The organism is Paracoccus aestuarii (assembly GCF_028553885.1).
Lineage (GTDB): Bacteria > Pseudomonadota > Alphaproteobacteria > Rhodobacterales > Rhodobacteraceae > Paracoccus > Paracoccus aestuarii.
Genome location: NZ_CP067169.1, coordinates 109464 through 121768 on the forward strand (window position 1 = coordinate 109464; position 12305 = coordinate 121768).

Here is a 12305-nt window from a genome sequence, read left to right on the forward strand (position 1 = left end):
GATGGGCCGGCAGGGACCGGCAATCATTGATGTCCAACAGCTATGGACCCGCAGCCCCCGGGTCAAGAGGCCGTCCCGCCCCCCGTCAGGCGCGCCATCACCCCGTCCAGCAGCGCATCGGGCAGGTCCATGACGCTGCGCGACGCGGTCCACAGCACCGCCATGCGCAGCCTGCGCCCGGGCCAGATCGCCGCCAGCGCCGCGCGATAGGCGGCCATCTGGCGCAGGATCCCCTCGGGGATGCGATCCGGGCTGTCGGGCAGTTCGGCATTGGTCTTGTAGTCGATGGCGGTGATCAGATCCGGCGTCACGATCAGCCGGTCGATCACCCCGTTCAGCGTGCCCAGCCCGGCGATGGGGGCGGTCAGCGCGACCTCGGACAGGATGCGCGCGCCCTCGGGGGGGTGGATGATCGTGGCCAGGTCGGGGGCCGACAGGACCGCATCGGCCTCGGCCAGCAGGTCGTCCTGTTCCGGGCCGTCGGGCAGGCCGCCCTCGGCCCCGGCCAGGATGGCGCGGGCGATGGCGGGCCAGTCCGCGCGCGGATGGGCGGGCAGATGTTCCAGCAGCAGATGCAGCCGTGTGCCGCGCAGCATCGCCGCGTCGCGGTCGCCATCGGTCGCGGCGCCCAGCACCTTGGCCCCGCCCAGGCCGCTGGCGGCGACGGGGGCGTGGAATTCCGGCGCGGGCGGCGGCAGGCGATGGGCCCAGTCCGGCGCCTCCACCGCATCGGGGGCCGGGGCGCGTTCCTCGGCCGCCTCGGCGGGCCAGTCGCCCCAGGACAGGCGCAGCCCGGTGCCCATCCCCTCCAGCGGCAGGTCGGCGCGGTCCAGCGCGGCGCGCCCCGCGCCCTCGGCGATCATCGCGTGCCAGCTGTCCAGCCCCTCGCCCGTCTCGCCCGCGGCGGCGGCGATCAGCCAGCATTCCGCCCGCGTCATCGCGACATAGAGCAGCCGGCGGCGTTCCTCGTCCTGGCGGCGGTCGTGATCGGCCACCGCCATGGCCACCTGGTCGCAGCGATCCGCCGCCGCCCCCCGCCAGACCGGCACCCCGTCCAGCCGCACCAGGGTCTGGCGGTTGTTCGGGCGGCGCTTCTGGGTTTCCGGCAGGATGACCACGGGGCTTTCCAGACCCTTGGAGCCATGCACCGTCATCACCCGGATCAGCCCGCCGCCGCCGCCGGGCAGCTGGCGCTTGACCTCGACCTCGTCGCTGGCCAGCCAGACCAGAAAGCCGGTCAGGGACGGCGTCTCGACCTGTTCATAGGCCAGGGCCTGGGACAGCAGCTCGTCGATGCCGTCCACCGCCTCGGGGCCAAGGCGCGCCAGCAGGGCGGCGCGCCCGCCATGGCGGGTCAGCAGCCGCGCGATCAGGTCATGGGGGCGCAGATAGTCCGCCTGGCCCGCCAGGTCGTTCAGCACCGCCTGCGCGTCCTGATGGGGCGATGCGCGCAGCCGCCGCCACAGGTATTCCCGCGGCCCCCGCCCGGCCGACAGGCGATAGAGGTCATCCTCGGTCAGCCCGAACAGCGGCGATCGCAGGGCCGCGGCCAGGGACAGGTCGTCCTCGGGGGTGGCCAGGACCGACAGGGTGGCCAGGATGTCGCGCACGGCCAGCTCGCCCGCCAGGCGCAGGCGGTCGGCCCCGGCCACGGGCAGGCCCGCGGCCTTCAGCGCGCCGATCAGCGCCCCGAACAGCGCGCCGCGCCGCTGGACCAGGATCTGGATGTCGCCGGGCGCCAAGGGCCGGGCGCCGCCGCTGCGCGGATCGGGCAGGGGGCTGCCCAGCATGGCGCGGATGCGGGCGGCGATCTGGCGGGCCAGCTGCGTGTCGGCGTCGTTCTCGCCCGGGGCGTCGACGGGGCGTGTCCAGTCCTGGGGGGCGTCGTCCTCGGGCTGGGCCAAAGGCGGCCAGATGTCCACCCGGCCGGGCAGGGCCGCGCGAAAGGCCACATGCCGGGGCGGATCGCCCAAGCCCCGCGCGGCCTCGCCCTGGAAGACCGCATCCACCAGCGTCAGGATCGCGGGCGATGACCGGAAGCTGTGGGTCAGCCCGCGCTGCTGCATGGGCGCCTCGGCCGCATCGAAATCGCGGGCGAAGCGGTCGCGCATCGCCTCGAAGACCGCGATGTCGGCGCCTTGGAAGGAATAGATCGACTGTTTCGGATCGCCCACCACGAACAGGGTGCGGGGCCGGTCATGGGCGCCCGCGCCGCTGGTGAATTCGTCGGTCAGGCGGCGGATGACGCGCCATTGCTCGGGGCTGGTGTCCTGGGCCTCGTCGACCAGGATATGGTCGATGCCGCCATCCAGACGCCACAGCACCCATTGGGCCATGCTGGATTCCTCCAGCAGCTCGGCGGTGCGGCGGATCAGGTCGTCGAAATCCAGCCAGCCCTGGGCCGATTTGGCGGCCTGCATCCGGACGGCGAAGGCATGGCCGAACCGATGCAGCGCCAGGGTGCGGGTCGCGCCGCGCAGGGCCTGGGCCTGGGGGCGGGCGGCCTCGACCCGGATCATCAGCGCGTCCAGATCGGGCATGAAGGGCGCGCAGGGCCCGGCGGCCATCCCCTTGGTGGGGATCTTGCCGGTCTTGGCGGCGAAGGGCGCCGCCGCCTTGGCCCCGAACAGCAGGCAGCCCGCCAGCCGGTCCAGATCGTCCAGGCCGGGATCGCGCCAACGCACCTGCGACAGGGCCTGGGCCAGCTTGACGTCATTGGCCGAACTGCCCCGAAGGGGCGGGATCAGCGCATCGGCCAGATCGCCCTCGGCCCCCAGGAAGACCTGGGCCAGCAGGCGGTCGCCGGTCAGGCCGGGCGGCAGGTCATGGGCGGCCCAGATCGCCTCCGCATCGGGTTCGGCCGCGTAATCGGCCATCGACAGCCCGGCCAGAAACCCGTCCAGATCGTCGCCCGATTGCAGCGCGGTCAGGTCGGCCATGGCGGGATGGGCGGTTTCGGCCATATCCTCGATGATCTGGGCGCGCAGCGCGCGGGCGCTGCGGTCGTCCAGTTCGGCGAATCCCATCGGCACGCCCGCCTCCAGCGGAAAGCGGCGCAGGACGGCGGCGCAGAAGCTGTGGATGGTCTGAACCTTCAGCCCGCCCGGTGTCTCGATCGCGCGGGCGAACAGGCGGCGCGCGGCGGCCAGATCGGGATCGCCCGCCTCGCCCAGCTCGGCCAGTTCGGCGCGCAGGTCGCGGGCGGGCAGCATCGCCCACCGCCCAAGCCGCGCCAGCAGGCGGTTCTGCATCTCGGTCGCGGCGGCCTTGGTATAGGTCAGGCACAGGATGCGTTCGGGCGGCGTGCCCGCCAGCAAAAGCCGCGCCACCCGGTCGGTCAGGACCCGCGTCTTGCCCGAGCCCGCATTGGCCGTCAGCCAGGTCGACCGCTGCGGGTCGGCGGCGGCGATCTGGTTCAGCGTCGCCTCATCCATGATCGCCCACCTTTCGCGGCCGGGCCGGATCGGTCAGGGACCATTCCCCGAACCGCGCCAGATGGTCGTAATCCCCGGCATAGGTCGTCAATTGCGGCGCCCGCATCGCGGTGAAGCCCGCATCCCCCGTCAGATAGGACGCGACCAGCCGCACGAAGCCGTCCCAGGTCTCGCCCTCCAGCGCGTCGTCATGTTTTCGGGGAAAGGTCGCGCCCTCGCCGCCCAGCTGGATGTAGCGGATGCCCGCGACATCCACGGGCCCCAAGGCGTCGAAGCCGCCGCGCCGAGCCATCGCGGCCTCCAGCAGCAGCTGCTTGTCGAACTTGGCGATGGCCGCGTCACTGGGCGGGGTGCCGGACTTGTAGTCATAGACCATCACCCGCCCGTCATTCAGCAGGTCGATCCGGTCGGGCTTGGCGGTCAGGGTGAAATCCATCCCGGCCACCGGCACGCGGCCGCGGTTTTCCACGACCATCGGGCGGCCCTCGGCCAGGCGGGCCAGTTCGTCCGCGACGATGCGGTCGGCGATGCGCGCGATCCGCGCCGCCCAGAAGGCGCGGGCGGCGGGCCAAGGCACGTCGCGGGCCAGCACCGCATCGGTCAGGCGCAGGAAATCGTCGCGCAGCCGTTCGGGCGGGGGGTTGGGGGCGGGGTGGCTGTTCAGCAGCGCCTCGACGATGGCATGCAGCGTCTGGCCGCGCAGCGCATCCGGGCCGGGGCGCAGCGGCGGCAGCGGGCGCAGGCCCAAGACCCGCTTGGCATAGATCGCATAGGGGTCGCGGATCAGCAGCGCCACATCCGTCACCGGCAATTCGCGGAAGGGCGGCCCCGGCGGGATGGGCGAGGGGCGGGCCGCGGGCGGGACCGGCGCGGGGGGGCGCGACACGGCCTGGGCCATGGCCAGCCAGCGCGCGCCCCGGTCGCGCATCAGAGCCACGGCGCGCGGGCCGTCGCGGTCCGGCAGCCCGCCCATCAGGTTCAGCATCCGGTTCAGCCAGCGCGAGGGGATCGTCTCGGCCTCGGCATCGCGGCGGGCGCGGGTCAGGATCACCCGCTCGGCGGCGATGGCCTGCTGGAAGTCATGCGCGGCCAGCCCGATCTGGCGTTCCGGCAGGGGCAGGCCCGCCTGCGCCCGCATCTGGCGCGATAGCCAGGGGTCGGGGGACAAAGGCTGGGGCCAGCCGCCCTCGTTCAGGCCCGACAGGATGACGGTGCCGTGACCATAGAGCCGCGCCTCGCGCGGGCCGCGGATGCGCAGGCAGGGATGGTCCGCCACGTCCTCGCGCACGGCCTTGGCCTGCAATTCGGTGACCAGCAGGGCGCAGAAATCGGCGGGCCCCAGATCGGGGCCCAAGGGCGCATGTTCGGCCAGGTGGTCCAGCACGGCGCGCGACATCTGCCCGGCCTTGTCCTGCCACAGCAGCGATCGGGCCGCGTCGCCCCCGGGACCGGCGGCCAAGGCCTCGGTCAGCCGGATCAGCATGTCCAGCCGTTCGGGCAGCGGGCAGGGGCCGCGCTGGCGGCCAAGGGGCGTCAGGCGGTCCAGGGTCGCGGCCAGCCAATCGGCCCAGATGCGGCGCTGATCGTCGCCCTTGGCACCCCATTCGGCCAGGCAATCCGCATCGGGAAAGGCCGGGCCGTTGCGGCGCAGATGCAACTCCAGCTCGCGGGTCTGGCGCAGCATCTCGTTGCGGCCCAGCAGGGGCGATCCGGTCGCGGTCAGGGGATGCTTCAGCAGGATCAGCAGCCGGTCGATGGTCAGGGGCTGGCCCCACAGCCCCGCCACCTGCCGCAGCAGCAGGCCCGGCGCGGTCAGCGGCAGCGGCCGGCCCGCGCTGTCATCGGGGCGGATGTGCCAGCGGTCCAGCGCGGCGGTGACGCGGCGGATCAGCCCGCTATCGGCGGCGATCAGGGTCATCAGGCGGCCATGTTCGGCGGCCTCGCGCATGATCAGGGCGATGGCCTCGGCCTCGTCGCCGGGCTGGTCGGCCTCGATCAGGGTGATGGCGCGGGTCGCCTCGACCAGATCGGGCAGGTCCGGCCCCTCGGCGATCCACTGATCGGTGACGGGCGCGGGCCGCAGCGCCAGCGAGACGACGCGGTTGCGCGCCTCGGACGGGGGGGCGTCGTCGGTCCAGAGCCGGACCGGCCCGGCCGCGCGCAGCGGCGCGAAGCGGGCCTGGGGATGGTCGTCGCCGCCTTGGTCCAGCCCGTCCCAGACCTGCGCGGGCTGGTGGAAGTCGAAGCCCGGCAGCACCACCGCCCCCTGCGGCAGCGCCGCCACCGCCTGCATGAAGAGCCGCGTCGCGCCATGCGATCCGGTCGATCCGGCAACGATCACCGGCCCGGGCGGCTGGTCCAGCCCGCGGGGCCAGGCATCGGCCGCGATCTCGGCCGCGCGGCGCTGGCGGGCGGGGCGATCGCGCGAGGGATCGTCCAGGTGGAAATCGGCCGCGATCTTAAGGAAGGCCAGCGCGTTCTGCCAATGGCGGGCGTGATCGCCGGTATCGATGGATTCCAGGTCCGCCAGGCTGCGGCCCTCGGTCTGCATCTCGACCATCAGCTGGGACAGGGACTGGGCCAGGACGGGAATCGCATGGCCCGCGCCCAGATCGGGGCGCAGCCGGACCAGCCCGTCGATCAGCCGGCCCAGCTGCAGGCGGCGGGCCAAGGGCGGCACCGGCGGGTCGGGCATGACCAAGGGGCCGGGGTCGATCCCGGTGATCGACCGGATCCGGGGCAGGATCAGCGGCCCCACCCGGTCGAAGGCCCGGGTCAGCGCCCCCCGGGTGGGCGATGCGTTGACGAAGATGGTGACCGCGGCCATGTCCTCGGGCGGGCGGTGGGCCATGCGCGCCATCAGCCCGCGCACGAAGCATTCCGCGAAATCCACCCCCGGCGGCAGCGCATAGAGGCCCCGCATCTCAGCCACGGATCAGCGCCTCGGCCTGGGGGATCGCCTGCGGATAGCCGACATCGCACCAGCCGCCGGGATGGACCATGCCATGGAGCGTGCCGCGGTCGATCATCATGTCCCACAACCGGTTCAGCGAAAAGGCGCGGTCGGGGATCCCCTCCAGCAGGTCGGTGCGGATCATCTGGGCCCCGGCATAGACGTGATCGCCCCGCCGGGTCAGCCGCCCGTCCCGCAGGGTGAAATCGCCCGGCCCCTGCCGCGCGGTGGCCCGGTCCACGGGGATCAGCGCCAGCAGCCCCTCCATCCCGTCGCGCCAGGCTGTGGCCAGCGCCGTCAGCACGTTCGGCCCGGTCCAGACCACATCGGGGTTCAGCGTCATCACCGGCCCCGCGCCCAGCAGGGGCAGCGCTTGGCGCAGCCCGCCGCCCGTGTCCAGGATCGGGCCAGGCTCGGGGCTGATGGCGACCTCCGTCCCGGCCAGATGCGCCGCGATCTGGGTGCCCAGGTAATGGGTGTTGACCACGACCGGCCCGCAGCCGGCATCCCGGCCCAGATCCAGCGCGCGGTCCAGCAGGCTGCGGCCCGCGACCGCGATCAGGGGCTTGGGGCGCGTGTCGGTCAGGGGCCGCATCCGCGTGCCCAGACCCGCGGCAAAGATCATCAGGGGCGGCATGCGGCGCGGATCCTTTCGATGGCCCCGTCCCGGGGGCTGGGCACGTCATGCAGCGCCGCGCGCAGGGGCGCCAGCGCCGGATGGGCCAGGTTGCGCTGCAGGTTGCCCCAGACCCGGGGCATGAAATCCAGGTATCGCGGCTTGCCGTCGCGGATCGCCAAGCGCGCGAAGACCCCCAGGATCCGCAGCGCCCGCTGCGCCCCGATCAGCGCATAGGCGGCGCGGAAGGCCGCGTCCTCATGGCCAGTCGCATCCAGAAAGCGGCGGATCTGGGCGGCCTCGACGCCGGGGTCGATGTCGCGCCGCGCATCCTGCCAGGCCGAGACCGGATCATAGGCCGGATGGGCCAGCACCGCGTCCTGGTAATCCAGCAGGCCGATCGGGTCCTCGCCGCGCCAGATCAGGTTCTCGGCATGGAAATCGCGGAGCGACAGGACCGGTGCGACCCCCGCGCCGAGGCGATCATGCAGATCACCGATCAGCGCGGGCAGGTCCGGCAGATCGGCCCCGGGATAGGTCCGGGTGAACAGCGCCGCCAGATCGCCCATGGCCGGCCCGTCCAGAACCGCCAGCCCCGCGGGCGGGGGCGCGGCCTGCAGCGAAACCAGCAGGTCGGTGATGCGGTCCTGGATGCGCGGGGCCAGGTCGGGGCGGTCGGCCAGCACGCGGGCCACCAGATCGTCGCCCAGATCCTCCAGCAGCAGGAACCCGGCATCGGGATCGGCGGCCATGATCCGCGGCGCGCCGAAACCGTGATCGCGCAGCCAGCCGGTCATCGCCGCGAAGGCCGGGACCGATCCCGAAGGGTCGTCCATCAGCACCGCGCCGCCCGACCCCTCCAGCCGGAAATAGCGCCGGGCCGAGGCATCGCCCGCCAGGGGCGTGACCCGCGCCTCGTCCCAGCCCGCGTCATGGACAAAGACCGCCCGCGCCGCCAGCCGCGCGGCATCGGGCATGTCCAGCACGATCCAGCGCAGGTCGGGATCCGCATGATCCATCAGCGACAGCAGGATCGCGCCCGGGGGCCGGTCGGCCAGCCGGTCGGGCCATTCGATCAGGCAGATCGCGTGATCCAGCGCATCCTCCAGCCCCAGCTCGGCCAGCTCGGCCGGGTCGGTCAGGCGATAGAGGTCGGCATGCCAGATCTCGGTCCCCATCGGGTCGTCATAGGTCTGGACCAAGGTATAGGTGGGGCTGGGCACGTCCTCGGCCGCCTGGCCTTGGCGGGCGCGGATGAAGGCGCGGGCGAAATGAGTCTTGCCCGCCCCCACCGGCCCGTCCAGCAGGATGGCCGCGGGCGGCAGGGCCTGGGCGGCCAGCATCCGGGCCAGCGCGGCGGTCAGGGTCTGGGATGCGGTCAGGGTCACGGTCATGGCCCGCTTCTAGCCGCTTGCCGCCCGGCGCGAAAGCGTGAGATGCGCCCGGCCCGCGCCCGCGCTAGGCTGGTCCGACCGCAACGAGGGAGGGACCCCATGCCACGTCTGATCTGTGCCCTGACCGTCGGGCTGGCCTTGGCCGGGCCCGCCGCCGCCACCCAGGAATACATCCTGCCCACGCTGTTCGACGTGGCCCGGGTGGCCCCGGACGACGTGCTGAACATCCGCGCCGATCCGTCCGCCCGCGCACAGATCATCGGCACGCTGGCCCCCGACGCGACCGGGATCGAGGTCGTCCATGAACAGCAGGGCTGGGCGCGCATCAACCATGGCGAGGGCTCGGGCTGGATCAGCGCGCGATACCTGGATTACCGCGTCGATGTCTGGGAGGAGGGCGCCCTGCCCGCGGGCTGGCAATGTTTCGGGACGGAACCCTTCTGGTCGGTCACGCCCCGGGACGGGGCCGTGGTGCTCGGCGGGCCGGACATGGCGGATGACGCGCGCCCGGTCCGGGCGGTCCTGTCGCGCGGCGTCTTTCGCGACCCGACCCGCGTGGTGGTGGCCGAGGGGCTGACGCTGGTCTCGACCCCGCAGCAATGCAGCGACGGGATGTCGGACCGGCTGTTCGGCCTGCGGGCCGAGGTGGTCATCGACGGCGAGACGCCGCGCCTGCTGACCGGCTGCTGCGCGATCGGGCGCTAGAGGCCCAGCACGTCGTGCATGTCGTATACGCCGGGGCCCTTGTCCTGGCCCCAGACCGCCGCGCGGATCGCGCCGCGCGCGAAGATCGCGCGGTCCGTCGCCAGGTGGCGCAGCACGATGCGTTCGCCATCCGCCGCGAAGATCACGTCATGTTCGCCCACCACGTCGCCACCGCGGATGGCGGAAAAGCCGATGCTGCCCGGCGCGCGGGCGCCGGTGATGCCCTCGCGCGCGGGGCTGCGCAGATCGTCCAGCGCCGCGCCGCGCCCCTCGGCCGCGGCCTCGCCCAGCATCAGCGCGGTGCCCGAGGGCGCGTCGACCTTGTGGCGGTGATGGGCCTCGACGACCTCGATGTCCCAATCGGTGCCCAGGGCGGCGGCGACCTTGCGCGTCAGCCCGACCAGCAGGTTGACGCCCAGGCTCATGTTGCCGGCGCGGATGATGGGGGCGTGGCGGGCGGCGGCGGCCAGGGCGGCCAGATGCGCGGGCTCCAGCCCGGTGGTGCCGATGACATGGACGGCGCGGGCCTGGGCGGTCAGTTCGGCAAAGGCCACGGTCGCCGCGGGGCTGGTGAAGTCGATCACCGCCTGCGCCTGCGCGATGGCGCCCACCGCGTCGTCACTGACCGCGACGCCCGCGAGCGCGCCGCCCATGGCCGTGCCCACATCCTGGCCGATCCAGTCATGGCCGGGCCGTTCCAGCGCGCCCACCAGCCGCAGCGCGGGATCGGCCAGGATCTGGCCGATCAGCATCCGCCCCATCCGCCCGGATGCGCCCGTGACCACGATTCCCGGGCGGTTCGGCTGATCGGTGTTCTGAAAATCGCTCATTGGCATGGTCCCGCATTGCTTGCCCGCGTGATAACCCGTTGCGGGCCGGGCCGCGACCCCCTACATCGGGGCGCATGGCACAGAACCGCAATTCCCAAGGCCCCAAGCAGCGCCAGCTGCGCGTGGGCGAGCTGATCCGCCGCACGCTGGCCGACACGCTGTCGCGCGCGGATGTGCATGATCCCGACCTGAACCGGCATTCCATCACCGTGGCCGAGGTGTCGATGTCCACCGACCTGAAGGTGGCCACGGCCTATGTCCTGCCCCTGGGCGGCCGCGAGGCGCCCGAGGCGCTGGCCGCCCTGCGCCGCAACGCGCCCGAGCTGCGCCACCTGGTCGCCAAGGCGATGACGCTGAAATACGCGCCCGAGCTGCGGTTCCAGCTGGACGAGACCTTCGACCGCATGGACGACACCCGCCGCATGTTCGCCGATGAACGCGTCCGCCGCGATGTCGAGGCGGGCCGCGCGGATGACGACGATGCCCAGGCCTGACCTGTCGCGCCGCCTGGCCGTCGCCCTGGGCATGATGGTGGCCTGGGCGATGCCGGCATCGGCATCGGTGCGCTGCGACCGGGTGGATCACGACGGGCAGGGCTATGTCCTCTGCGCGGTGCCGGCCGCGCAGGAACCCGCGCTGCGCCTGTGGCAGGACGGCCCCGACGGGCGGCCGCTGCGCAACTTCGCCGCCCTGCGCCGCAGCCTGGACGGGTCCGAGGCGCTGGCCTTCGCGATGAATGCCGGGATGTTCCATGCCGATTACCGCGCCGTGGGCCTTCTGGTCATCGACGGAGAGGAGCTGTCACCTATCGTCACCGGCGCCAGCAACGACAATTTCGGCATGCTGCCCAACGGGGTCTTCTGTTCGGGCGGCGCGCGCCCCTTCGACGTGATCGAAAGCCGCGCCTTTGCCGATGCGCGCCCCGAATGCCGCCTGGCCACGCAATCCGGCCCGATGCTGGTCATCGAGGGCGAGCTGCATCCCCGGTTCCTGGTCGATTCGACCAGCCGCTATATCCGCAACGGCGTGGGCGTGTCGGCGGATGGGCAGACCGCGTGGTTCGCGATCTCGAACCGGCCGGTGACGTTTCACGAATTCGGGCGGTTCTTCCGCGACGGGCTGGGGGCGCGGGATGCGCTCTATTTCGACGGGTCGGTGTCGCGGCTCTATGCGCCCTCGGTCAATCGCGCGGATTTCGGGCGCAGCATGGGGCCGATCATCGGCCTGGTGGGGCAGACGCCCGACTGAGCCCGTGTCGACCGGCCCGGTGTTGACCCGGCGGGGGCGCAGGGCTATGCCCCGCCCCTTGCACTGCACAGGAGGTTCGCAATGGCGCGCAAGAAGGGCCGCGAGGTCAATGGCTGGCTGATCGTGGACAAGCCCGCCGGGGTGACCTCGACCGCGGTGGTGGCCAAGGTCAGATGGGCGCTGGACGCCAAGAAGGCGGGCCATGCCGGCACGCTGGACCCCGACGCCACGGGCGTTCTGGCCGTCGCCCTGGGCGAGGCGACAAAGACCGTGCCCATCGTCACCGACGCGCTGAAATGCTATGACTTCACCGTCACCTGGGGGGCCGAGACGACGACCGACGACGCCTCGGGCGATGTGATCCGCAGCGCCGATGCGCGCCCGGATGCGGATGCGATCCGCGCCGCCCTGCCCGCCCTGACGGGCGAGATCATGCAGGTCCCCCCGGCCTTTTCCGCCGTCAAGGTGGATGGCGAACGCGCCTATGACCTGGCCCGCGAGGGCGTCGAGATGGAGCTGGCCGCCCGCCCGCTCTGGGTCGAGAGCCTGACCCTGCTGGAGGCCGGTCCCGACACGGCCCGGCTGGAGATGGTCTGCGGCAAGGGCGGCTATGTCCGGTCCATCGCGCGCGACCTGGGGCGGGCCTTGGGATGCCTGGGCCATGTGGCGCATCTGCGCCGCACCTGGTCGGGCCCCTTCGAGGCGCAGGACGGCGTGGCCTTCGATCGCATCGACCGGTCCGAGCAGGCCTGGCTGGACGAATGCCTCCGCCCGCTGGAGACGGGCCTGTCGGACCTGCCGATGCTGCGCGCCACGCCCGAGGGCGCGATCCGCATCCGCAACGGCAATCCGGGCCAGGTGACCGACGGCGCCGAATGGGGCGAGCTTGTCTGGGTCCGCGACGCGGCAGGGCCGGTCTGCATCGGCCGGTACCAAGGCGGCATGGTCCAGCCGGAGCGGGTGTTCAACCTCTGATCCCCGGCCCCCGCCCTGTGGCCGCGATGCCACAGGGCGGGGGGGCGGCGGGCGGGCTTCGTTGCCCTCGGGTCAGGCGGGGCCTAAGGCTGCGCCACCCAGGCAGCGGGCCGCCCCTCTCGGTCCGCATCCCCAGGCAGTTGTCCGCAC

9 protein-coding genes are annotated in these 12305 nt (G+C 72.8%); 4 read left to right on the top strand and 5 right to left on the bottom strand.

What is annotated here, in order from left to right:
• Nucleotides 1-62: 62 nt before the first annotated feature.
• Genes addA through tsaE form a run of 4 tightly spaced genes read right to left on the bottom strand, consistent with a single transcriptional unit; the run spans nt 63 to nt 8397 of the window.
• Nucleotides 63-3434 (bottom strand): double-strand break repair helicase AddA, encoded by a 3372-nt coding sequence (gene addA, locus JHW48_RS00575; protein ID WP_119887580.1) that lies wholly within the window; start codon nt 3432-3434, stop codon nt 63-65.
• On the bottom strand, nt 3427-6357 hold the full coding sequence (addB, locus tag JHW48_RS00580; RefSeq protein WP_272835860.1) for a double-strand break repair protein AddB: 2931 nt from the start codon (nt 6355-6357) through the stop codon (nt 3427-3429). The genes addA and addB overlap by 8 nt, the downstream gene beginning before the upstream one ends.
• Nucleotide 6358: 1 nt before the next feature.
• Nucleotides 6359-7024 (bottom strand): nucleotidyltransferase family protein, encoded by a 666-nt coding sequence (locus JHW48_RS00585; protein WP_119886429.1) that lies wholly within the window; start codon nt 7022-7024, stop codon nt 6359-6361.
• Nucleotides 7012-8397: a tRNA (adenosine(37)-N6)-threonylcarbamoyltransferase complex ATPase subunit type 1 TsaE gene (gene tsaE / locus JHW48_RS00590; RefSeq protein WP_119886428.1), complete on the bottom strand. Its 1386-nt coding sequence runs from the start codon at nt 8395-8397 to the stop codon at nt 7012-7014. Before tsaE ends, JHW48_RS00585 begins: the two co-directional genes overlap by 13 nt.
• Nucleotides 8398-8496: 99 nt before the next feature.
• Here tsaE and JHW48_RS00595 point away from each other — a divergent pair, with 99 nt between their 5' ends.
• The gene (locus JHW48_RS00595) at nt 8497-9102 is read left to right on the top strand and encodes a COG3650 family protein (RefSeq protein ID WP_119886427.1); all 606 of its coding nucleotides are present in this window, start codon (nt 8497-8499) and stop codon (nt 9100-9102) included.
• On the opposite strand, the gene dapB is transcribed toward JHW48_RS00595, so the two are convergent.
• Nucleotides 9099-9932: a 4-hydroxy-tetrahydrodipicolinate reductase gene (gene dapB, locus JHW48_RS00600; protein WP_119886426.1), complete on the bottom strand. Its 834-nt coding sequence runs from the start codon at nt 9930-9932 to the stop codon at nt 9099-9101. The two genes, JHW48_RS00595 and dapB, sit on opposite strands and share 4 nt — an antisense overlap.
• Before the next feature lie 74 nt (nt 9933-10006).
• Here dapB and rbfA point away from each other — a divergent pair, with 74 nt between their 5' ends.
• From rbfA to truB, 3 genes are all read left to right on the top strand, one after another.
• Nucleotides 10007-10426, top strand: a complete 420-nt coding sequence (rbfA, locus tag JHW48_RS00605) for a 30S ribosome-binding factor RbfA (protein WP_119886425.1) — start codon at nt 10007-10009, stop codon at nt 10424-10426.
• Nucleotides 10413-11180 carry a phosphodiester glycosidase family protein gene (locus tag JHW48_RS00610; RefSeq protein ID WP_119886424.1) on the top strand — a complete coding sequence of 256 codons (768 nt, stop codon included), beginning with the start codon at nt 10413-10415 and terminating at the stop codon, nt 11178-11180. Before rbfA ends, JHW48_RS00610 begins: the two co-directional genes overlap by 14 nt.
• Nucleotides 11181-11261: 81 nt before the next feature.
• Nucleotides 11262-12155 (top strand): tRNA pseudouridine(55) synthase TruB, encoded by an 894-nt coding sequence (gene truB, locus JHW48_RS00615; protein ID WP_119886423.1) that lies wholly within the window; start codon nt 11262-11264, stop codon nt 12153-12155.
• Nucleotides 12156-12305: the final 150 nt, after the last annotated feature.

Bases quoted from the DNA above. Each gene is read 5' to 3' on its own strand.
- addA (WP_119887580.1), bottom strand. From the start codon at position 3,434: ATGGATGAGGCGACGCTGAACCAGATCGCCGCCGCCGACCCGCAGCGG.
- addB (WP_272835860.1), bottom strand. From the start codon at position 6,357: ATGCGGGGCCTCTATGCGCTGCCGCCGGGGGTGGATTTCGCGGAATGC.
- JHW48_RS00585 (WP_119886429.1), bottom strand. From the start codon at position 7,024: ATGCCGCCCCTGATGATCTTTGCCGCGGGTCTGGGCACGCGGATGCGG.
- tsaE (WP_119886428.1), bottom strand. From the start codon at position 8,397: ATGACCGTGACCCTGACCGCATCCCAGACCCTGACCGCCGCGCTGGCC.
- JHW48_RS00595 (WP_119886427.1), top strand. From the start codon at position 8,497: ATGCCACGTCTGATCTGTGCCCTGACCGTCGGGCTGGCCTTGGCCGGG.
- dapB (WP_119886426.1), bottom strand. From the start codon at position 9,932: ATGAGCGATTTTCAGAACACCGATCAGCCGAACCGCCCGGGAATCGTG.
- rbfA (WP_119886425.1), top strand. From the start codon at position 10,007: ATGGCACAGAACCGCAATTCCCAAGGCCCCAAGCAGCGCCAGCTGCGC.
- JHW48_RS00610 (WP_119886424.1), top strand. From the start codon at position 10,413: ATGCCCAGGCCTGACCTGTCGCGCCGCCTGGCCGTCGCCCTGGGCATG.
- truB (WP_119886423.1), top strand. From the start codon at position 11,262: ATGGCGCGCAAGAAGGGCCGCGAGGTCAATGGCTGGCTGATCGTGGAC.